The following is a 22,831-nucleotide window of genomic DNA, read 5'->3' as shown; positions in this document are numbered from 1 at the left end:
TACCTATACCTATACCTATACCTATACCTATACCTATACCTATACCTATACCTATACCTATACCTATACCTATACCTATGTTCCGGACCGAAGTACATGTACCCGCCAGCGGCCTTGATCTTTCATTACAGGATGGTATCATGACTATTGGTTCCTGCTTTGCTGAGGTAATAGGCAGGCGGCTGCATGATAGCAAGGCGCAGGTAGTAGTTAATCCGTTTGGGACTATCTTTAATTCGCTTTCAGTTAGCAAGCTGCTCCGTGGTGCTATAAGCCAGCAACGTGATTTTGATAAGAACCTGGTGCAGCACAACGGTATCTGGTATGCCTACGACCTGCACTCCTCCCTCTCTTCCTCTAGCCGCGACGAGCTAATTACTACCATCACAGGCCTCCTGGACACTACCCGCACGGCACTGCAGCAGGCTAAGCTCCTGATCATCACGCTGGGTACGTCCGTAGGTTATCGGCTACTGAGTTCAGGTGAGGTGGTGGCTAACTGCCACAAAATACCGGCGCGCAATTTTAACAGGGAGTTACTGCCACTCGATACACTGCAGCAGGACATGGAGAGCACGCTTGAGCAGCTGCAACAGTTCAACCCAAGTCTGCAGGTACTGCTGACGGTGAGCCCGGTGCGGCATATCAAGGAAACAATCGAAATTAACAGCGTGAGCAAATCCATTTTGCGGGTGCTTTGTCACCAGTTGACAGCAAATCAGAAGCAGGTGCGGTACTTTCCCGCCTACGAGATCATGCTTGACGACCTGCGCGACTACCGCTTCTATGGGCGCGACATGGTGCACCCGACTGAGGTAGCGGAAGATTACATCTGGGAAAAATTTGCGCTGGCATACCTGAATCAGGAGTTCAGAGATTTTCTGCAGGAATGGGAAAAGATTAGACGGGCCCTGTCCCACCGGCCATTTCACCCAGCCTCCGAGGCGCACCAGAAATTCCTGAAAAACACCATTGCCCAGCTTAGACAGCTCAATAGCAGGTATGGCATTGATACGGCAGAAGAAGAACAAAGCCTTATACAGCAGCTCACAAATCAGCAGTAGTCCAACAGGATCACTATACCCTCACTCCTGCCCTTCTCCAGAGATAATCCAGATGCCCCAAGCATACTTTTGCAAGCCCTGACCGTAGGTATAGAGTGCTAACAGCCTGCAAAAGAAATGACGATGGCCAAAGACAGAAATCCGAACAGACTGATTAACGAGAGTAGCCCTTACCTGCTACAGCATGCCTATAACCCGGTGGATTGGTATCCATGGGGCGAAGAAGCACTCCTGAAAGCCAAGCAGGAAGATAAACCCATCCTGGTAAGCATCGGCTACGCCGCCTGCCACTGGTGCCATGTGATGGAGCATCAGTCCTTCGAAGACGAAAAAATTGCCGAAGTGATGAACAAGCACTTCATATGCATCAAAGTAGACCGGGAAGAACGCCCTGATGTGGATGCAGTGCACATGGATGCCTTACAAGCGATGGGATTGCAGGGAGGCTGGCCACTTAATGTCTTCCTGAACTCAGAAGCCAAGCCGTTTTATGGCGGCACCTATTTTACGCCGCAGCAATGGGTAAACCTGTTGCTCAATATCTCTGAGGCCTACAAGAAAAACCGACAGGAGCTCGACAAATCGGCTGAGCAGTTTGTGCAGCACCTCAACCTGAGTGAATTGCAAAGGTTTGGCTTATCCCAAAGCCAGTCAGCACCAAGTGAGGAGGAGTTTGAGGAAATGTATCGCAACCTAGCCAGGCAGTTCGACAAAAAGTACGGGGGACTAGCAAAGCACCGAAGTTTCCGACGCCGGCCAATTACCTGTTTCTGCTCCGCTACTACTATCACACCCAAGACGATGCAGCACTGAAGCACCTGAATCTCACATTGCATGAAATGGCCTACGGCGGTATTTATGACCAGATCGGTGGGGGATTTGCCCGTTACTCGGTTGACGAGAAATGGCTGATACCGCACTTCGAGAAAATGCTGTACGACAACGGCCAACTGATCAGTCTTTATTCAGAAGCTTATCAGCTGACCAAGGAACCGCTCTACAAAGATGTTGTGTATGAAACGATTGCCTTTGCAGAACGTGAACTGATGAGCGAAGAAGGCGGCTTTTATTCATCGCTCGATGCTGATAGCGAAGGTGTGGAGGGTAAATTTTATGTGTTTACGCGCAAAGAGCTGCAGGACCTGTTCAAAGAAGAGGAGCCCATCCTGGCGAAATACTACCATGTGACTACTACCGGCAATTTTGAGCATGGGCAGAATATCCTGCACCGCCGCATCAGTGATGAGCACTTTGCTAAGGAAAACGAACTGGAGCTGGAGGTGCTGGAGGAAATGGTCAAGACCTGGAAAGAGAAGCTGATGGAAGTAAGATCACAGCGCATCCGGCCGGGTTTGGACGACAAGATCCTCTGCTCCTGGAACGCCATCATGCTCAAGGGCCTGGCTGATGCTTACTATACCTTCGGAAACAAGCACTTTCTGCATCTGGCTGTCCGTAATGCTGATTTCTTACTGCAGCACCTGAAGCAGGGCGACAAGCTATACCGCAACTATAAGAAAGGAACGGCTTCTATTGACGCTTTCCTGGAAGACTACGCTTTGCTGATCCGGGCACTGATCCGGGTATACGAAATCACCTTTGACGAGAAATACCTGCAGGAGGCCAGGCAGCTGACGGACTATACCTTAGCCAACTTCTTCGATGAGCAGGAGCAGCTGTTCTTTTTCACCGACCAGAACGCAGAGAAACTGGTGGCCCGCAAAAAAGAACTGCTCGACAATGTGATTCCTTCCTCCAACTCCGTGATGGCCACCAACCTATACCTGCTGGGGTTGTATTTTGACGAGGAGCGCTACCAGCAACTCTCCGACACCATGCTATCGCAGGTAAAAGAGCTGGTTGTAAAAGAACCCGGCCACATGGCAATTGGGCCAGCCTCTGCTTCCACAAACTGCAACCAACCGCCGAAGTGGCCATCGTAGGACATCTGGCTCCGGAGATGCGCTCTGAACTCAGTTCGTTCTACATCCCGAACATGCTGCTGGCCGGTACTGAAAGCCAGAGTGAGCTACCCCTACTGAAGGATCGCAGCGCTATCAATGGAAAAACGACAGTGTATGTGTGCTATAACAAAACCTGTCAGCTGCCGGTACACACGGCGGCAGAGGCTCTGGAGCAGTTACAGAAGAGTTCAGGGCAGGAGCCCAAGTTTCCGTCGCTGTAAGTAGAGGACTATTGACATCAGGGTTAACTCAAGCATTATCATGTCATTTCGACCAGAGGGAGAAATCTGAATGATGAATAATGTTATCCCAGATTTCTCTCTCTGGTCGAAATGACAACAAAATTCGTTAAATCTTGAACAGATAGCATTGAAGTCCTGAATACGCAAGCTATTCAGGTATAGCCATAATGAGGCATAACCTCTCTCCTACAAAGCCTCGGGATTTACATGCTTTTTTGCGACATTTGCATGTACAACCTATACCTGCGCCCTTGTCTGAGTTACTCAATTTCAATTACCCGCCGGAGCCGGCCGTGGACCGCGTCACCCTTTTTGCTGACGTGATTCTGCCATTGCCGCTGCCCAAGCTCTATACCTACCGCATTCCCTTCGAAATGAACGACGAGGTGCTGGTGGGTGCCCGGGTGATTGTGCAGTTCGGAGCCAAACGGGTACTCAGCTGCATCGTCGCCGACATCCATGAAAATGCCCCTGCCGACTATCAGGCAAAGTATATTCTGGATGTACTGGACGACAAACCGATCGTGACAGCTCCGCAGCTTAAGCTCTTCCGCTGGATCGCGGACTACTACATGTGCACCATCGGTGAGGTGATCAATGCGGCCCTACCCTCGGCACTCAAGCTCAGCAGCGAGTCGCGCATACAGCTGCACCCGCACTTTAACCCTGAAGAAGACGACATACCTCTGGCCTCGCAGGAGGTTAAGATCATTTACGCCCTGCAGCAAAACCCGGCGCTTACCTTTACCGAAATAGGCAACCTGCTACAGGTGAAGAGCTACCACAAGTACATCAAATCGCTGATCCAGAAAGAGGCGATCATCATATTTGAGCAGGTGAGCGACCGCTTTTCCCCCAAAGTGGTGAAGAAGATCCGTCTGACAGAGCATTTTGTACAGGAAGAAGGAATGCTGGAGGAGTTGTTTAACCAGCTGGCAACCAAACCTAAGCAGCTCGACATCCTGCTCAACTACCTGCAGAAGGTGCCGGTGCATCAGAACATCCACCTCAATGCGGCAGGTATAGAGAAAAGTGCGTTGGCAAACAACCCGCACCTTTCCAAGTCATCCATCGACTCGCTGATCAAAAAAGGCGTGCTGGAGCAGTTTGACCAGATCATATCCCGCTTCCCTGTGGATAATACGGTGCCGTTGCAGCCCATGAAGCTATCAGAGCACCAGGAGCAGGCTAAAGACGAGATACTGGGCCTTTTTAAAGAGAAAGACACGGTGCTGCTGCACGGCGTAACGGGCAGTGGTAAAACTGAGGTATACATCGACCTGATCAAACATGCGCTGGAGGCAGGCGGACAGGTGCTATACCTGCTACCAGAAATTGCGCTCACCGCCCAGATTGTAACGCGTCTGATGAAGGTGTTTGGCGATAAGCTGGGAATTTACCATTCCAAATTCTCTGACAATGAGCGGGCTGAGGTATGGCAGGGCGTGCTTTCCGGCCGATTCCAGATGGTGGTGGGCGTACGCTCGGCGGTGTTCCTGCCTTTCCATAACCTGTCGCTTATCATTGTCGACGAGGAGCACGAGCCTAGTTATAAGCAGTATGACCCGGCCCCAAGGTATAACGCTCGCGAAACGGCCCTGATGATGGCGCACCTGCAGGGGGCAAAGACGCTGCTTGGCTCGGCTACGCCTTCCATCGAGACCTATTATAACTGCAAGACCAACCGCTGGGGATTGGTGACGATGAGCAAACGTTTCGGGGAGGCGCAGCTGCCTGCTATTGAGCTGATCAACGTGCGGGAGGAGCAGCACCGCAAGAACATGCACAATCACTTCTCGGGTAAATTGGTCATCGCCATTGAGGAACGATTGGCGCGACACGAGCAGGTGATCCTGTTCCAGAACCGCCGTGGCTATGCCCCTTTTATCAGCTGCGACGAGTGCTCCTGGATTCCCAAGTGCCGGAACTGTGCTGTGAGTCTCTCCTACCACAAGTATAACAACGAACTGCGCTGCCACTACTGCGGCTACCACGAGCGCATGCCGCACGACTGTCCGGCTTGCGGCGCTACCACGCTCAAAAGCATGGGCTTCGGTACCGAGAAGGTGGAAGATGACCTGAAGCTGATGCTGCCAAACGCCGAGGTACAGCGCATGGACCTGGACACGACCAAGAAGAAAAACAGCTACCAGCAGATCATCGCCGACTTCGAGAGCGGCAAAACCAATGTGCTGATCGGTACCCAAATGGTGACCAAAGGCCTGGACTTTGAGAACGTGAGTCTGGTAGGTATACTCAACGCCGACAGCATCATCCACTTCCCTGATTTCCGGGCGCATGAGCGGGCCTATCAGCTTTTTGTGCAGGTGAGCGGTCGTGCCGGCCGCAAAGGCAAGCCGGGTACGGTGCTGATCCAGACCCGCGACCCGCTACAACCGATCTTCCGCAAGGTGCACAGCAACGACTATACTTCACTGTACGAGCACGAAATAGAGGAGCGCATGCGATTTGGTTATCCTCCTTTTACCCGCATGATCCGCATCACGGTAAAGCATGCTGATGAGAAGATCTCCGAAAATGCTGCTATTGTGCTAGCTAAGGACCTGACCGATCAGTTGGGTGCGCAGCTGGTGCTGGGGCCTGAAGTGCCGTATATCTTTAAGATCCGGAATCTTTTCCTGAATGAGATCCATGTGAAGCTGCCGCGGGAGAATGTTAACCTAAGAGCTGCCAAACAGGCGATTGCCAAGGTGATACAGCAGCTGTATCTCTTGCCTGATTTTAAGGGGGTGAGGGTGGTTGCGGATGTGGATCCGGCTTAATCTAATATTATCTACTTTTGCAGGTATAGCAACCCGAGTTGTTTCATAGCTTGCCCTGGCCGGGCGGGCCTTACTTTTTGTCTTGACACAAAAAGTAAGCAAAAAGGTCAAGACCCTCCAAACTCGCTGAACGCTCGAACAGTGGAGTGTCAAAGGGCGCACCTGGCTAGGCTATCTGTTCTATAACTGCCGTGCAAGTTAGTCTTACAATACCTACCAGTGGTATGTGACAGTTGCAACAGAGCCTACAGTTCTTGTACCTGCTGATTGGCAGTGGCTAATTCCCCCTTTGAAGGGGGCAGGGGTGTGTAGAGTAAGTTAGCAAACCAAACTGCAGAAGCTTAAAGTCCTCCTTGGAGGTTGGGGCCTCGACAAAGAAGAGAACATGAAAATGTACAACCAGCTGGCTTTATGAACAACAGCAGCTACGAAGTCATACCCTATAAACCTACATCTGAAGACAGCGATTCTCGACAAAATTGTACACTGAGATGTCCCGGAATCACAAAATAATGATCTAACGAACTACTCAAAAAAATATTTTACTTTTTTGAAAGCATCTGTAACCCTGCTAAAATCAGGGGCGTATAAAGAGTACCTTTGGCTAAAAGTTGAAAGCCTGAAAGTTGGGAATGCCTACCAAGACATTTTTTAACTTTCAGGTTTTTCTCTTTTTTACCCCCCTATTGCTGCGGTTTGTTCTTGTTCAGCAGCAGCACATACATGATCCCAAAGCCCAGAAAAGCGATCAGGAAAAAGATGTCCATCCATTCGTACTCTCCCTGTATGATCTGCCAGCCTTTTACACCTGCAAACACAAAGCAGGCGATGGCAAGCAAAATTCTGAATATTCGTTGATTAGGCATAAGCTTATTATTGGGTGAATTACAAGGTATAAAATCAGAGAGATAAATAGAAAACAACCCAGGCTGTAATGACGACCGTGCCTACCAGATTGAGAACCAGGCCTGTTTTCACCATTGTGCTGATAGGTACTTGCTTACTTCCGTACACAATGGCATTGGGAGGTGTTGCTACAGGTAGCATAAAGGCCATGGAGCAGGCCACTACTACGCCCAGTACAGGGTATAGCTCCGGCAGCTGCAACTGGTTCAGTATACCGATAATGATTGGGACAAAGGTGATGGCAATCGCTGTATTGGAACTCACTTCGGTCAGCATGAGCACGCCGCCCACCAACACAAACACAAGTATGATCAGCTGCCCCGGATCAATAAAAGAGGTTATACCTGCTCCGATCACATCGGCGAGTCCTGAAGTAACTACCAGTTGCCCTAGTGCCATCCCCCCCCCAAACAGCAGGATCGTGTCCCAGTCTATCTTCACCAGGTCACCCGCTGTCAGCGTACCCTCTCCCCCATTCTCCTGCCCCGGCGGGATCAGGAACAGCAGCAGCGCAGCCAGTACCGCCACCGTGCTCTCAGCAAAATAGGTGCTCATGAAGGTATAGGCCGCCTCCATGCCTAGCAGATTAAACACGCCCGGACTCAACCACAACACCACCGCCAGTGTAAACACACCCATTGTGATCTGCTCGCCTTTCGAAATGGGAGGTTGGGTATGCGTGTGTTCTTCCACGTAAGCTCTTATACCTTCCGCACTGAACCTGAACTTCTTGAGGAACCAGCGTACGTACAGCAGCATAAAGGCATACATACTCAGCGAGATGGGCAACGCCATCATCATCCACTGCAGAAAATCAATGCTGATGCCTTCTTTGGCCAGGTAGTTCACCCCAATCAGGTTGGGAGGCGAACCGATGATCGTGCTGACGCCCCCGATAGAGGCGCTGTAGGCAATACCTAACAGAAAGAAAGGCGCAGGGCTCTTACGTGACTCAGGCTCCTGAATGAGTTGTAACACCCCAATCATGAGCGGCAGCAGCATGGCCACCGTCACGGAGTTGCTCACCCACATCGACAGCACGTACGACACCAGCGAGAAGCCCAGAAACATGCTGAACAGGCTTTTCTGGAAAACTTTTCGGGACAGAATAAAGAGGGCAATCCGTTTGTCGAGGCCGTGGCGGGTCATGGAGCGGGCCAGCAGAAAGCTACCGATAAAGAGCAGGATGATAGGGTGCCCGAGGTTTTGGAAAGCCGTATTGATATCGGCTATACCTGTCAGGATGGCCATAACCACTCCCAGGAAGGCAGTCATTGAGAGCGGAATCACCTCAGTCATCCAGAAAGCCAGGCAGAACACCATGATGGTCGCCACCTTCCGGGCCTGGGGCTCCAGTCCACCGGTCAGCCACCACATGATAACAGCCAGCAGAGGCGCCAGCAGCAAACCTATGTTTCTTCTGCTTAAAGTCATGGTTATAAATATAGCGATAAACCTGCAGAAGCAGCAGATCTACGCAATAGGATTGGGCAAAAAGAATGAAGCTATACCTGCCTGCTCTTCAATAGTTTGGGTTAGACCAGGTAACGCTGCTTGATGATGTTGAGATGATGGATCTCGTGCCCCAGAATTGCAAAACCCAGCGCTCTGACTGATACGCTACGGCCACTGGCTATACCTGTGTGGTTCAGCATCTCGTCATCGAATCCTTTGAACAGTTCGATAGTGGCCTGGCGGACAGCGGCATACTCAGCCAAAATGGACGTTATTTGTCTTGTATCTGCCTTACTATTTTCTGCATAGGCATTTTCGTCAAATCCGGGCAGCTCCGTCTTATCATTGCGGGCGAAGCAGAGGGCACGGTAAGCAAATATGCGTTCGGTATCAGCCATGTGCACCAGCATCTCCTTGATCGACCACTTGCCGGGCTGGTAGCGGTGGTTTAACTGCTGCTCTTTAAGCGAAAGCATGAAGTTGACAATGTACTCTTCGCTAGCGGCCAGAGCAGACAGCAGGTCATCAGTATTGGCATTGCAATATAGCTATTGAAGAACTCGTCGTATTCAGCTGGATTAGGCGCACTGATCATCTTATCCATAGTTTTGGGTTTTGGTAATAGGATTATAGGTATACGTGAAGGTACAAATTATACGCGTATCCTAATATGCGTTGCAAATAAAAAGCAGCGGCCTGACTCACTGAAGTCAGGCCGCTGCTTTTGTAAAAGTATAACTCCTTTATTACTAATTGGTAAGTCAGCGCAATGATTACTGCCCCACCAGGAACACGGCATTGCCGAAGAGCAACTTGCCGTTGTGCCAGAAACCACGGAACAGCGGGTTGTCAGCCAGGTATACTACCTGCCCTCTGCCCATCGGCTGCGTACCCAAGATCAGGGCATCTTTCAGGCGCTCTTTCGCTTTGGCACCTACGAAACCGGTAGCATAGTTGTCCTTCTTGAGCACCCCTACGTTCCAGCCGTCTTTCATGAAGCTGAAGGTGTCGGAAGTGCGAACCAGGGCATAGTAGGTATCGCCGTAGCCGAAAGCCAGTGGATGGGTTTTGTCGAGGTTCACACGGAACACGCTGCCCTGCACATCTTCTGAAATGGCATCGCGTTCACGGTCGCCGTAGGCACGCAGCAGACGGTATGGGTCTTCTTTCGTTTCCTTGGCTTTCTCTTTCTCAGCAGCTTCGCCACCGTTTTTCTTCTGCAGATTGAAGTCCTTCTTACCGGCCAGGAAACCAGCGGCACTCTCCAGGGCAATCAGCTTGCCGCCGCCGCGCACCCAGTTTTTCACCTGCTCCAGCGCCTGCTCGTTCAGCACACGGCCGTAAGATCCGGCAGGCAAAATCAGTACATCAAACTCGTGCAGCGGCACATTTCCGAAATAACTGGTGCCAAGCACCGTCACCGGGTAGCCGATCTGCTGCTCGAAGTAGTGCCAGATCTCACCAAAAGCGTAAGGTGACACCCCCTCACCTGACATAAGTGCTACCTTTGGCATCTTCAGGAAGCGCACGCTACCCGATCCGAAGTCGGCACCACTGCTCACAAAGCCTGTCGTGGAAGCTTGTAGGGTGATGCCATGTTTCTCGGCTGTAGCACGCACCACAGCGTCCAGTTTGTCGCCCATCCCTTCGTTGCCGGTGCGGGTGATGATCAGGGTACCCGCATCATATTGGCGGTTATCCATCTCGAAAGGCTTCTCTGACATACGTACCTTTACCTTCTGTGCCATCAGCTCGGTCAGGAACTTCACGTCCTGCAGACTGTTCCAGCGGGCCAGGTAGGCGAATGGCCGCTCGACCGAAATAGCATTGGCTACTGTGGCTGGCTTTTGGTTGCCTGGCTCCAGACGGCTCTTCAAAGCATACGCCTGCAAACCAAAGGCATAAGGCATGGCCCAGGAAGTGATATCATAGGTCAGCGAATCCTCGAGATTAGAGTTCGGTTCGAACAGCACTTTCACCAGCGTAGATTTCGGCTGGTACATGCTCACCACCAGGTCATTCTGATTCACTCGCACACTTTCCTCTTTGCCAGTGGCGTAATTAAAACCTCTGGACGAGCTGCTCTTGCCCGCATAACCATACCGGATCTGCTGCTGGTCCAGATAGTTTGTTAGCGCCTTCAGGTTGCCGGCGCTGCGGTCGTCGGCCCGGAACACGAAGGTCTTGTAGTCACCGCCCGGCTTCTTCAGGTTATTGTCATAGTACTTGCGGAACTCCTGCGTGAGCTGGTCTGCTTTCTCGGCGGTCGCTTGAAGCGTAGCCATACTGGCGATGTGGTGATGGGCGATACGATCCGTCAGGGTGAGCGTGTCGCCGTCCTGTTTCTTGTAGGCCAGACCGGCACGACCGGAGCCGCCCTGCTCGTAGGTCATCCCGATAGCGCCGTTAAAGGTAGGCCAGGTATCGCCGTAGCTTGGGTAGAAAAGGTCGAAGTTTTCGCGGGTGAAGTAGAGCCAGTTATTCTGGTCGAAATACTGGCGGTTGTAGTCGCCGATGGTATACTGAAAATCGCGCTGCCATGGCGTGATGCTCTCGTGCAAAGGCTTGGCGGCTGGCGAGAAATAGTACGGCTGATCCGGTCCCATCTCGTGGAAGTCGGCGTGTACCTGCGGCAGCCACTGGTTATACTGCGCCATACGCTGCTTCGACTCAATCTGTGTCTGCCAGGCCCAGTCGCGGTTCAGGTCAAAATAGTAGTGATTGGGTCTGCCGCCCGGCCAGGGCTCATAATGCTCCCAGGCATACGGCGACGCATTGCCTCCCCGGTTCTGCGTCTGCTTGTACCACTGCACGTAGCGCTCACGCCCATCCGGATTCACACACGGATCCAGGATCACTACGGTATTCTCCAGCCACTGCTTCGTCTGCTGATTGTTTGGGTCTACCAGGTCGTAAAGCACCTGCAACACGGCCTCGCTGCTCACCGACTCGTTGCCGTGGATGTTGTAGCTCATCCAAAGTATAGCCGGCTGCTTGCCCTGCACCTGTCCGTTGGCTATACCTGCCTGACGCAGGTTATTCTCCCGGATTTGCTCGAGGCGTGGCAGGTTTTCGTCGCTGGCCACATAAGCCAGCAGCAGAGGCCTGCCCTCGTAGGTTTTGCCATATTCCTGCACCCGAATGCGGTTCGGGGCCTGCTGTGCCAGGTAATTTACATAGTCCGTGATGCGGGCATGCGTTGTAAATTCTTCGCCCAGGGTATAGCCCAGGAATTGCGCCGGTGTCTGTAAGGCCTGCTGCTGTGCCAGGACCGTCTGCAAACTCAGCAACACGAGGGCAAAAGCGAACAATCGCTTCATTGTGTTTTGCATGATCAATTGCTTAAAAGAAGGTATGTTGATGGTAAAGGAAATAAAGGTACAATCTGCGCAAAAAAGCTGAATTTGACAATTTTATACCTACAAAGCCTGTCTATACAATGATCCGGAGAAGAGTAGACTATCCAAGGGGGAATTTTAGCAGGCGGGCTTCGGTTTATTTTCTGTACCTGACATCAAACTCTTTATGTGCGTACCTATAGCTATGTATCTGTTTTGGCGAAAGACCGGCAAAGGCTTCCTGGCATTTCTGGCAGGACTGGCCTGATGACCGTACTCTACATACTGGCCGGACTTACGCTTGGCAGTATACCTGTCAACAGCAGTTACGCCCAAACCACCGAAGGTATAGAGATCTTCGTAACCGACAATGGTGTGCACACGGACCTGGTGCTTCCCGTCAAAACCGATATCATAGATTGGCGCGATAAGCTGTACGTGCAGGACTTCTCCGGCGCCGACAGCTCCTTTACCCACGTGGCTTCGGCTGGGCGACCGGCAGTTTTACATGGAAACACCCGAGTGGAAAGACCTCACCCTTACCACTGCCATCACCTCCCTCTTCTGGCCCACCCGCACGGCCATGCACGTGGAGTATATCGCCAAACCACTCCGGCAAAACAGATACCAGCAGCCCGTGATCATAAGTCAGGAGCAGTACCAGGCGCTGGTGCAGTATATCATGGACAGTTTTCAGCAGCGGGCCAACGGCGAGTTTCTGCTGATCGAAGGCGGAGGCTACCATTCACGCGACAACTTTTACGAAGCAAACGGCAAGTTCCACCTCTTCAAGACCTGCAACAGCTGGGTAAACGGCGGACTCAAAGCCATGGGCCACAGGGCCGCTTTATGGGCTCCTTTTTCATTTGTGGTGATGCGGCAGGTGCGGGAGTAGATTCTACTTAGTCTCTTCTCCGTCCGCTGTGATGGGTTTATCCGGCGTGTAGACTGTATAGAGCGTCCCTAATTTTGAGTTGAGCCCCATGATGGGCGCAGCTACTTTAATGCTGGTGGAGTCACTCGTATCCAACGTAATGGCTTCTGCCTGTAGTAGTGAGGATTGAAAATGATCTGCAAACAATTCCCCTTTATACTTCTGGTTTGTAGTGCTGATGATCTTCCCACTGTTGTCAGCCAATAGCACCAATTCAATTTAGGCTCCTGCACAAACGCATACAGTTACTGATCCACCTGCTCCATATTCCTCGACAACATTGCCGACCTCACAGACCACGAAAAAGGGATCATCAGCGTTCGTAGGAAATAAGTAGTATTTTCGGATACCCGCTGATTGGCTTGCGTGACAATTGCCTCCCTTTCCTGCGCTGCCTGTTCCCGGGCTTCGCTGAGCTGTGTATTTTTAGAGGAGTTGATGAACAGAAGAATGACCAGAAAAGCAAGTGTCAGTAGTAAAGGAATAAACACGGCAGGCTTCTTCAGTTGCGTAACCAACCTGTTTTCATGGTAAGGTCGCTTTGGTGGTCGTCCCTCTTCGTAATCGGTGGGATGTAAACGGTTTTCCATATGCTCATTCCTTAAAGTTGATGTGATTTTATAAAATAGCTTCTCCTATAATCCTGCCCTGGTCAAAATCTAAAAGCACGCTTTATTACTTATACGCCGGAATGGCTATATTCAGGCAGAAAAACAATCTTCATTAAACATAAACCTCTTCCAATGCGACAAAACACCCTTTACTTAAGAGCGTTTTTCCTGCTGCTGGCCGTGTGGCTGTATGCGGGTGAGGCACTTGCCCAGCGGGTCAACCAGGACTCCCTCTTTATCCTGGAAAACTACACCAAGCAGGAGTACCAGGTACCGATGCGCGATGGCAAAAAGCTTTACACCGTGGTTTACTCCCCAAAAGATCAGAGCAAAAAGTACCCGATCATGCTCAACCGCACCCCTTATTCGGCTGGCCCATACAAAGAAGGTTACAAGACCTCCCTTGGCCCCAGCACAACCATGATGCGCGACGGGTATATCTTTGTGTACCAGGATGTACGCGGCGCTTATATGTCGGAAGGCACTTTTGTGAACATGACCCCGCATGTGCCTAATAAGAAAGGCAAGAAGGCCATAGACGAAAGCACCGACACCTACGACACTGTGGAGTGGCTCACGAAGAACCTCAAGAACAGCAACAAACGTGTCGGACAGTGGGGTATCTCCTATCCCGGCTTTTACGCGGCTGCTGGTCTGATGAGCAATCACCCGGCGCTCAAGGCCGTGTCACCACAGGCCCCGATTGCAGACTGGTTCTGGGATGACTTCCATCACAACGGCGCTTTCTTTCTTCCGCATGCCTTTAATTTCCTGGCCAGCTTCGGTCTGCCCCGTCCGGAACCTACCCCAAACCGCAATCCCCGTTTCGACCACGGCACTCCGGATGGTTATGAGTTTTTCATGCGCATGGGTTCGCTGAAGAATGCAAACGAGGTATACTATAAAGACAAAGTGGCTTTCTGGAACGAGATGGCCGCACACCCCAACTACGACAAGTTCTGGCAGGACCGCAACATTCTGCCACACCTCAAAAACCTGAAAGGCACTGCCGTAATGACCGTTGGCGGCTGGTACGATGCCGAAGACCTGTACGGTCCGCTCAAAATCTACCAGCACATCGAAAAGAACAACCCAAAACTAACCAACATGCTGGTAATGGGGCCATGGGTGCACGGTGGCTGGGCCCGCGGTGACGGCAGCAGCATCGGCAACGTACATTTTGGGCAGGCGCACTCGCCCTGGTATCAGCAGGACGTAGAGGCTAAGTTCTTTACTCATTACCTGAAGAATGATGCAAATAACCCGGTAAAACTGCCGGAGGCCATCATGTTTGAAGGCGGCACCAACCAATGGCGCGAGTTTGAGACCTGGCCACCGAAGGCTGTTCAGGAGAAAACGCTATATCTGCACGCCAATGGCAAGATGAGCTTCGAAGCGCCCGAAGCAGGTACAGTCGAAGCCAGCGAGTACATCAGCGACCCGGCCAAGCCGGTACCATTTACCGAAGCCGTTGCCACTGGTATGACCCGCGAATACATGACCGATGATCAGCGTTTCGCCAGCCGTCGCCCCGATGTGCTGACTTTCCAGACCGATGTGCTGACGGAGGACATCACACTGGCAGGCGAGATACTAGCGCAGCTGAAAGTAGCCACTACCGGCACTGACGCCGATTGGGTGGTGAAGCTGATCGACGTATACCCAGACGACCACCAGGCCTACACACACCAGCAGAACAAACCGATGGGTGGTTATCAGCAGATGGTGCGCAGCGAAGTGTTTCGCGGCCGCTTCCGCAACAGCTTTGAAAAACCGGAGCCTTTTGTACCTAACCAAGTGGCAGCTGTCAATGTGGAATTGCAGGATGTGCTCTATACCTTCAAAAAAGGCCACCGCATCATGGTGCAGATCCAGAGTACTTGGTTCCCGCTGGTAGACCGTAACCCGCAGAAATATGTAGACAATATTTTTGAGGCCAATGAGGAAGACTTCATCAAGGCTACGCATAAGGTATACCACTCACCACAGCAGCCGACCAGTCTGAAGGTGAAGGTGCTCTAAGCAAATGCTATAGGTATAAAAAATAAAAGCCCCGGGTAAAATACCCGGGGTTTTCTTATTAAACCCTAATAGTCTATTGTTTGAGTAATTTGAAATGACTGTTGAAATCGCCCATGCGGGTTGAGATGATGTACACCCCACGTGGCAGGTTTGGATCAAGTGTGAGCTTCTCGATGTTGGTTCCCTTCGCCACCTGCACGCTTCGCTGCAGCAGTTGCTGGCCTGTGGCCGTGGTTACCGTGATCTGCAGCTCTCCGTCCAGTTCCGCATCGATGCTCAGTTCCACCTCCGAGTGGAATGGGTTCGGATAAGCCTTCACTTTGTTCACCGAAACTTCATCGAAGTGAACTGCCTTGATGTTGAAGAACTCAACCTTGCCATCCAGGTCCACCTGCTTCAGTCGGTAGTAACGCACGCCCTGCTTGCCATTCTCTTTGTCCACGAAGCTGTATACCTGCTTCAGGCTGGTCGTATTCACTTTCGACTCCACGAAGCCCAGCACTCTGAAAGTCTTCGCATCACTCGACACCTGCACCTCGAATCCTTTGTTGTCCTGCTCCGAAGCCGTCGCCCAATCCAGCACTACATCGGAGCCGCGTTTGGTGGCGTTGAAGTAGAGGAGTTCTACTGGGAGAGGGATGATGGGTTGTTCTGTAAAGGCTACTATTGGAATATAGCAGGCAGACGCAATAGTTAAGACTTCAACTTTTACATCAAAAGGTTCAGTAGTTGTAGGTGTCATCTCAAATTGGTCACTCTCGCCTGTTTGTTTAACAGTCCAGATATCTGATGCAAGGCTGCCCACTGACCACCTGTATCGTACAATATCAGATGAAATTACGCTTGGCTGCATTAATACTTTAAAAGTAACTGGCTCGTTAATGCCAATTGGATTCGCCGGTTCCTCTATTGGCCCATTAGCATTCTCTGCGGTAATTTTCGCGACTGTAGTTTTCATAGGGGTAACCGTCACTGTTCCGATCACTGGTTCACTCGTACATGATTCAGTATCAGTCACACGTACCGTGTAGTCACCAGCAACCTTAGTAGTAAATGATGCTACGTCACCGGGATTACTAACTCCGGCTGGCACTGTCCAAGCATAGTTGTAATTACCTGAACCATTGCTAGCTACTGCTTCTATAGTTGCAGGCTCGTCATTTGCACACATTGTAAGACTATTTACCGTTACGGTTGGCAGCTCTTTCACAACCACTGTAGTGCTAACAGGTGCACTCATGGTACAAGATTTTCCATCTGTCACAGTTACAGTGTAGGTACCTGGCACTGTAGTCATGAAGCTTGCTGTCGTTGGAGCAGGTCCTGACCACCCTGCTGGTACTGTCCAGGTATAAGAGAACGGAGCCGTACCTATAACTGGAGTAGCAGTTACCTCTACAGGCGTTCCCGCACAAGTTGACGGACTGTTAACGGAAACGGTAGGTATAGGATTGATGGTAATAGTTGCACTGCCCATTGGCAGCGGACAGGCAGCTACTGTTCCATCCTGTGCTACCGTGGTGGCCAATACACGATATTCACCAGCATCTGTCTGATTTGGGAACACAATCGGCTCTCCATTGCCTAAAATTTCTTGACCAACGTTTGTAGTTGAATTATTCACTGTTCGCTGTAACTGGTACTTAACACCACTTTCTGATCCGCTAAGTGTAATTGCTACACCAGCACCTCCTGCACAGTATTCTCCATTATTGGCTGCTGTAAGTGTTTGCTCAACAGGCTGCGGCGTGACATACACATTCACGGGTCCGTAAGTTAGACAAGCAGCTGCACTAGTGTTAGCCAAAGCCTCTACTGTATAGGAACCAGCCACTTTCTGGTTACCAAAGGTCATAGCTGCTCCAGTACCTGCCACAGGACTACCAACAGGTTGACCGTCGAGCATCAGTTGATAGAACACATTTTGTTGTGAACCCGCTATACCAACCGTTACTCCACCCCCTCCTTCGCAGTAAGCGCCTCCTCCATTCATCGTTTGCTGACCGACTACTGTAATAGCAATTTCATTCGTTGTAAAGCCTCTGGAACACTTGCTACTAACATCATTTTGCCTGTCTATCACAGAGCTAAATTCAACATATAATACATCACCATTCTGTAGACCATCACTAGGACCGGTAGTAGTATATTGAACTTCTAAACCAGTTTCATAAACTGTTGAACCGAGTTCAGTAATTGTAGTACCACGTTTGTGCATCCAATAGAGTGTAAGCTGAATGTCCTTCCAGAAATCAAAGGCTGCATCTAAGTTAGCAGTCATCGTAACTGAGTTACCCTGGCATATAGTTGTTCTATCGGCTTCTAAATCGACTATATAATTAATTGGAGCCGCTGTATATGTTCGGTTTGACCATTGTGGACTACTCTGAGGAAGAGCTGTAATGCAAGTATTTGAATTATCATTAGCATAAATCGAAACTGCATAGTAATCTTCAGATGAAAGACCAGCATTTCCAGCTTCCACCGTGTTGCCAAATGGGTAGTTTGCAAAGTTCTTAGTCCATTCGTAAATAAATTTGTTCGTCTTGTCTCCGCCTTTATCTCCAGCATTAACTACTACACCACCATTTACAATCGGCTGATAATAGCGATAGGCATTATCAATTAATATTTTTGGAGCATTTGCCGGGAAAGGGTATGCTGGATTAGGTATAGGATAAGTTCTAGCCGGTAGAAGAGCTCCTCTCTCATCCACTGGTTGGCCCTGAGCATTTGTTAGATATGGATAAATTATTGATTCCACGTCACGGTAGACTACAGCTCTATAAGTAGTGTTTTGGCCTCTACACGTTGGGAATGGTTTTGCTTCAATAACTACTCTATACTCAGAACGTCTTATTGTCACCGTAATTGGATCAGAGGTATTGGTACAGCCCCCCGAAGTATAAGTGTAAGAAATTCGGTATGTACCCGGCTCCAAACTACAGGGGTTGAAAGAAGCACTTGATACCCTGCTTACCTCAGTGTAGTTGTTAGTAACATCATCCCGCTTTTCATAAATGAACCGGCCAGTTGAATTAGAAGGAGATACTGATAGGTTGAATGCGGTTTCACCTGAATAGTAGACACTCTTCGTGAGGTTTGAGATAACTGGCTTAGTAGGTAGAGGTATAACTGTTACTGTGCGAGGAGCAGATATGCTTGGCAAACAAGTACCCGCGTTCACAGTTCTCCTGTACTGCGTAGTTACAGTTAATACTGGTGGTTGGTAATTCTGTTCATTATTTGTACCTACAGCAGCTACCCAAGTATCTCCACCGTCTGTGCTTTGTTCCCACAGGTAGTTATAGGCACCATTCCCATTAGTAGGCAGTGTACCTGTCACCATTCCTGGTTGAGAGTTGAAGCAAACAGATGATGCCCCGCCCAAGGTATTATTAGCAATGGCAGGTATAACTGTTACTGAAATCACATTACTTGCTATAGCTGTTGTACAAGGGCCAGATGTTACGGTACGTCTGTAGTAATTTGTACCTGCACTCGTAATGATAGGCGTATAGTTTGGTTGATCGTTTATACCAGCTGCCGAAGACCAAGATGTTGTACCATTAGCGCTTCTTTGCCATAAGTAGGTATAATTAGCTCCATCGCCTCCATCTACATTACCCACAATTTCAGTGGCAGTCGTGTTTTGGCAGTAACTATAGCTATCTGGTCCGTTCAGGTTATTAACAATGGCTGGCAGCACAGTTACTTTAAACTCATTGCTTTCTGCACCAATACATGCTCCAGAATTAACAATTCGCTTGTAAAAGAAATCTCCAGCTGTCGTGGTAAGCGGTCTATAGGTAGAAGAAGTAGCAGTTCCAATGGTTGTCCAGGTTCCGCTCTCCCCCACACGTACTTGCCAGGTATAAGTATATCCTGAGCCACTTCCACCACTCAAGGTACCCCCTACTGTCCCAAGTGTGGTGGCAGTAGCATTTAGGCAGTATATTTCTGTACCACCAATCATATTGCCTACTATGGCAGGTTGTACAGTAACTGTAACTAAATTACTCGCTACAGGTGTACAGCTACCAGACACGACATCTCGTCTGAAGGAGTATGTACCTGCCACATCGGATACTTGTGGGGTATAACTCTCTAGATTGTTAACTCCTGGCGCTATTTCCCAATCTCCAGTACCTGTACGCTGGTACCAAGTATAAGTGTAGGATGTAGGGCCGTCACCACCAGTGACAGGATTGCCAGTTATGGTTTGAGCAGGATTGTTCAAACAAATGATTTGGTTAGCCGAAGTAAGAGTATTTACAATTTGCTCCTTTACAAACACAGCAATAGGATCACTATAAATTGAGCAACTCCCTACAGTAGCTCTTCTGCGATACCAGCGCTCAGCGGTTTGTGCTCCTAAAGCCAGGTTTATATCTGTAGCACCAGATATATTGGAGTATGTTCCATCTTCGGTTAAACTTGACTGCCATTGATATAGAACCTCGCCTAACGTTGATCTTGCATTAGTCCCTAAAATCACATCAGGTGTGGCCCCATAACATACTGTCTGATTTCCAGTGTTCAGAATGTTATTGTCTACTACCGTTTCCTGTACTGTGATAAGGCCTGAAGTTGTTGAACAGCTATTCCCATCTGTTACCTGAGTTGCAACTACATAGTATTTATCAATTGCACTCTCCTCACCTAGTCTTCCCACGTTGATGACTCGATCATCACCAACTTCAATATCATCTCCCCCCTCAACTACTCTATACCACTTATAGGTATAACCAGTAACCGCTTGAGCAGATAGTACTGCTGTCCCTGGAGGGCAGAAATAGGTGTTCTCGCCTTGTGTAATTGTGGCAACAGGCATAGCAGTAACTTTAACAGATATTCTGTTACTGTATGTAGTACACTCACCGGCCTTCACCCTTCTCTGATAATGTATAGTACTTGTTACATCTACAGTACGGGTAGCGGGCTGATAGTCTTCCTGATTATTTGTGCCTTCTGCTGGCTCCCAAGAGCCACTGGCGCCGGTAGCACTTTGTTCCCAAAGATAATCTATAGCTTCATTCCCTGCTGTTGCTTGCGCACCGTCCAGCACAGCAATCGGGCTGCCAGAACAGACGGTCTGAGTGCCGGACACAGCGTTATCTAAGATCTCAGGCGTAACCGTCACTGCAAAAGGGGCAGTCGTATTCTCACAACCGCCAGCGTATACCGTTCTTCTGTAATACATGGTGCCGGCTGTTTCAGTAGAAGGAGTGTAATTAGCTGAGGTGTTAGTCCCAAAGGCATCTGCCCAGGGTCCGCTTGTCGAAGCACTTTGTTCCCATTTATAAGTTTTGGGGCGAGTGGAGTTGCCATCGTTGTAAGTTCCTCCTCCTGCTGTAGCTGTTAGAGCTATGGCAGAGGCACCTTGGCAATATGTTGCGTTTCCTGTAATTTCTCCTGGCGTTAACGGCGAGGTAATAGACACAGTAACTGTAGAGGATAAATTGCTACAAGTATTAGGATCGGCCGCAGTTACCCTAACCCTATAGCCACCTGCCTCCGTAGCTGTATATGTAGGGGCTGTTCCATTTGGAATATCTACTCCATTAAATAGCCACTGGTAGCCGTATGCCTCCTCTCCTGCCGGAGCCTCAGCGCCTTCAAAGTAACTGATCCACCTTCACAGAAAATTATCGGAGTGTCGTAGGTGATTATATCTGGAGGCGTTTGGTTCACTAAAATATCAAAAGATTGTGAACTCACAACACCGCATGGATTTTTTGCTTTGACAGTAATAGTGACTTTACCCGAAGCAGGCGCAACATCATCGTATCTAATTCTAAAGGTATTAGAAGTAGCATTCTCAGATACCATAGTAGCTCCAGCTGTTACAGACCACTCATAATCTGTATAATCTGCAGGTCCACTATATGTTCTGCTAGATCCAGTACACATTGGACTAACAGTACTTCCAGAAATTATAAGATTTTCTATAATATTATGAACCACTATATTCTGACTAGTAGAGGAGCTTGCTGTCGGACTGGGGTTAAGTACATTGATAGATTTATTTCCAGCCACCGCAACATCAGACTCAAGCAAGATCATCCTTAATTCATTTGTGCTTATGAAAGTAGTAGGTCTTATACTATTACCGATACGCCCCGTTGCATTACGGGCAAAGTTAGAGCCGCGCAGCGTTATGGTTTTTTCCCCAGTCCCAATGGTAAAGCAACCTGTATCAATTGACGTTAATTCAGGAGCGGTACTGTTAACAGCAAAAGTAGAGCTCGTTGCTGACTCTAACCCCGTTGCCGAAGCTATTAGTGTATAGTTTGTTCCAGAAGCATCAATGCTATAGTTGTTAAATGTTACGACTCCGCTTGTGCGAGAGGCTGATCCAGTTGTCAAAACACCTCCACCAGGGTTGTTGCCTATCGCAAGAGATACACTATTTGTAGCATTGGTAACAGTATTACCAAACTGATCTTGAATCAGGACTGTAGGTGCAGGAGAAATGGCAGTGTATATATCGGTTGCAGTGGGCTGCTGCTCAAAAGACAGCTTTGTAGCTGCTCCTGCTACATGGTTTATAGTAACCGCATTGACAGGATTAGAGAATAATCCCCCTGTTGCTGTGATATGAACTGTTTCCGGTGCAGAGGCTCCTGTAACAGCTCTTATCTTTATGTTCCCAATTGTTACTTCCTCAATTTTATTAGTAGCTGCCCCGCTGTAGTTCACAATTATTTTAGAGGAGGAAACACTTACTACTGTAGCGTTGATTGTAGCATTTCCCTGTTCTAGTTGTCTACCAACAGCGGTAACACCATGTTGAGTAACAGAATAAAATTCCCAGCCTTCAGGAGCATTGAGCTCTATAGTGTTACTGCTTCCAAAATCTGTGTTGACACCTTCTCTGAAGTTGATGGAGGCTATTGTAGTAAACAGACCTCCAATAGGATTGACTGAATTACTTGCTCTATCTGCAGATATTATGAGAGGTGTTGTTGCAGTGGTAGTCACACCCACAGCCGCCATCAAATACACAGACCCAGCCAAAATCATCAGGCTGGTGAGGGCGATCATAAAGCTTTTGGATCGGGTAACACTACTAATCAATTGCGTAAAATTCTTTCTCATATACTCAAAATTTAAGGTGAGTGGCGAGCACGCTATTAGGGTTTCGGTGCTTGTTTTCGGTTACAAAAGGCAATAGGGATCATGCGAAGGCTCTACAGAGCTTCGGAGGGAGGTGCAGGACTCTTTGAGGGAGTTACCTGGTTAGCAAAGGCTTTTACTGGCCCAGCAGGCACAGAAAGCCAGGCAACGTCATTTTGGTGGGCTTATAAGGGACAAAGAAATGTCCGGCATAGCGGCTATAACCATAGCTGCTACGATGTCACAGACTGATTTCGACAGATAATCATTAAATACACTCACTGGCTAATAGGGTTAGAGTAGGGTTCTTAACAGCTTATTACCTTTATTAATTATAAAGGTTTCATGATTAAGATATAAAAATTACTAATTTTAATTCTTATAATCCAGTTT

General features: G+C 49.3%; 15 protein-coding genes and 1 pseudogene. 8 read left to right on the top strand and 8 right to left on the bottom strand.

What is annotated here, in order from left to right; genetic code table 11:
• Positions 1–77 precede the first annotated feature (77 nt).
• From O71_RS03580 to priA, 5 genes are all read left to right on the top strand, one after another.
• Positions 78–1,064: a GSCFA domain-containing protein gene (locus O71_RS03580; protein ID WP_040573555.1), complete on the top strand. Its 987-nt coding sequence runs from the start codon at positions 78–80 to the stop codon at positions 1,062–1,064.
• A gap of 123 nt (positions 1,065–1,187) precedes the next feature.
• Positions 1,188–1,877, top strand: a complete 690-nt coding sequence (locus tag O71_RS27015) for a thioredoxin domain-containing protein (RefSeq protein WP_369750869.1) — start codon at positions 1,188–1,190, stop codon at positions 1,875–1,877.
• Between the two features lie 26 nt (positions 1,878–1,903).
• A complete protein-coding gene (locus O71_RS27010) occupies positions 1,904–3,007 on the top strand; it encodes a thioredoxin domain-containing protein (protein WP_369750868.1) in 1,104 nt (367 codons plus the stop codon).
• Positions 2,995–3,249: a hypothetical protein gene (locus tag O71_RS27005; RefSeq protein WP_369750867.1), complete on the top strand. Its 255-nt coding sequence runs from the start codon at positions 2,995–2,997 to the stop codon at positions 3,247–3,249. Before O71_RS27010 ends, O71_RS27005 begins: the two co-directional genes overlap by 13 nt.
• A gap of 272 nt (positions 3,250–3,521) precedes the next feature.
• Positions 3,522–6,053: a primosomal protein N' gene (priA, locus tag O71_RS03570; protein WP_007653293.1), complete on the top strand. Its 2,532-nt coding sequence runs from the start codon at positions 3,522–3,524 to the stop codon at positions 6,051–6,053.
• Between the two features lie 683 nt (positions 6,054–6,736).
• Here priA and O71_RS23660 read toward each other — a convergent pair.
• The 4 genes from O71_RS23660 to O71_RS03555 all read right to left on the bottom strand — a co-directional run bounded on the left by O71_RS23660 (position 6,737) and on the right by O71_RS03555 (position 11,746).
• Entirely contained in the window at positions 6,737–6,919 is a 183-nt protein-coding gene (locus O71_RS23660) for a hypothetical protein (protein WP_155800480.1), read from the bottom strand.
• Positions 6,920–6,953: 34 nt separating this feature from the next.
• Positions 6,954–8,393 (bottom strand): DASS family sodium-coupled anion symporter, encoded by a 1,440-nt coding sequence (locus O71_RS03565; RefSeq protein WP_040573553.1) that lies wholly within the window; start codon positions 8,391–8,393, stop codon positions 6,954–6,956.
• Between the two features lie 101 nt (positions 8,394–8,494).
• The gene (locus tag O71_RS03560) at positions 8,495–8,890 is read right to left on the bottom strand and encodes a DinB family protein (protein ID WP_007653289.1); all 396 of its coding nucleotides are present in this window, start codon (positions 8,888–8,890) and stop codon (positions 8,495–8,497) included.
• A 297-nt stretch (positions 8,891–9,187) separates the two neighbouring features.
• Positions 9,188–11,746 (bottom strand): M14 family metallopeptidase, encoded by a 2,559-nt coding sequence (locus tag O71_RS03555; protein WP_155800478.1) that lies wholly within the window; start codon positions 11,744–11,746, stop codon positions 9,188–9,190.
• 273 nt (positions 11,747–12,019) lie between these two features.
• On the opposite strand from O71_RS03555, the pseudogene O71_RS27000 reads away from it, so the two are divergent.
• Positions 12,020–12,175: pseudogene (locus O71_RS27000) on the top strand (urease-associated protein); the annotation flags it as partial.
• Positions 12,171–12,647, top strand: coding sequence for a DUF2459 domain-containing protein (locus tag O71_RS03545; protein ID WP_369750870.1), 477 nt, complete (start codon positions 12,171–12,173; stop codon positions 12,645–12,647). The pseudogene O71_RS27000 and the gene O71_RS03545, both read left to right, overlap by 5 nt.
• A 3-nt stretch (positions 12,648–12,650) precedes the next feature.
• On the opposite strand, the gene O71_RS03540 is transcribed toward O71_RS03545, so the two are convergent.
• Positions 12,651–12,899, bottom strand: coding sequence for a hypothetical protein (locus O71_RS03540; protein ID WP_192811627.1), 249 nt, complete (start codon positions 12,897–12,899; stop codon positions 12,651–12,653).
• Positions 12,900–12,931: 32 nt separating this feature from the next.
• Entirely contained in the window at positions 12,932–13,276 is a 345-nt protein-coding gene (locus O71_RS03535) for a hypothetical protein (protein WP_007653284.1), read from the bottom strand.
• A gap of 153 nt (positions 13,277–13,429) precedes the next feature.
• Between O71_RS03535 and O71_RS03530 the strand changes: the two genes are divergently transcribed.
• Positions 13,430–15,319, top strand: coding sequence for a CocE/NonD family hydrolase (locus tag O71_RS03530; RefSeq protein WP_007653283.1), 1,890 nt, complete (start codon positions 13,430–13,432; stop codon positions 15,317–15,319).
• A 73-nt stretch (positions 15,320–15,392) separates the two neighbouring features.
• On the opposite strand, the gene O71_RS23055 is transcribed toward O71_RS03530, so the two are convergent.
• Together O71_RS23055 and O71_RS03515 are read right to left on the bottom strand one after the other, a co-directional pair.
• Positions 15,393–20,522, bottom strand: coding sequence for a T9SS type A sorting domain-containing protein (locus tag O71_RS23055; RefSeq protein ID WP_081490428.1), 5,130 nt, complete (start codon positions 20,520–20,522; stop codon positions 15,393–15,395).
• A 353-nt stretch (positions 20,523–20,875) separates the two neighbouring features.
• Positions 20,876–22,366: a hypothetical protein gene (locus O71_RS03515; RefSeq protein WP_007653277.1), complete on the bottom strand. Its 1,491-nt coding sequence runs from the start codon at positions 22,364–22,366 to the stop codon at positions 20,876–20,878.
• Positions 22,367–22,831 lie beyond the last annotated feature (465 nt).

It is taken from the genome of Pontibacter sp. BAB1700 (genome assembly GCF_000277005.1).
GTDB classification, from domain to species: Bacteria; Bacteroidota; Bacteroidia; order Cytophagales; family Hymenobacteraceae; genus Pontibacter; species Pontibacter lucknowensis.
This window is presented reverse-complemented; position numbering and strand designations above follow the sequence as displayed.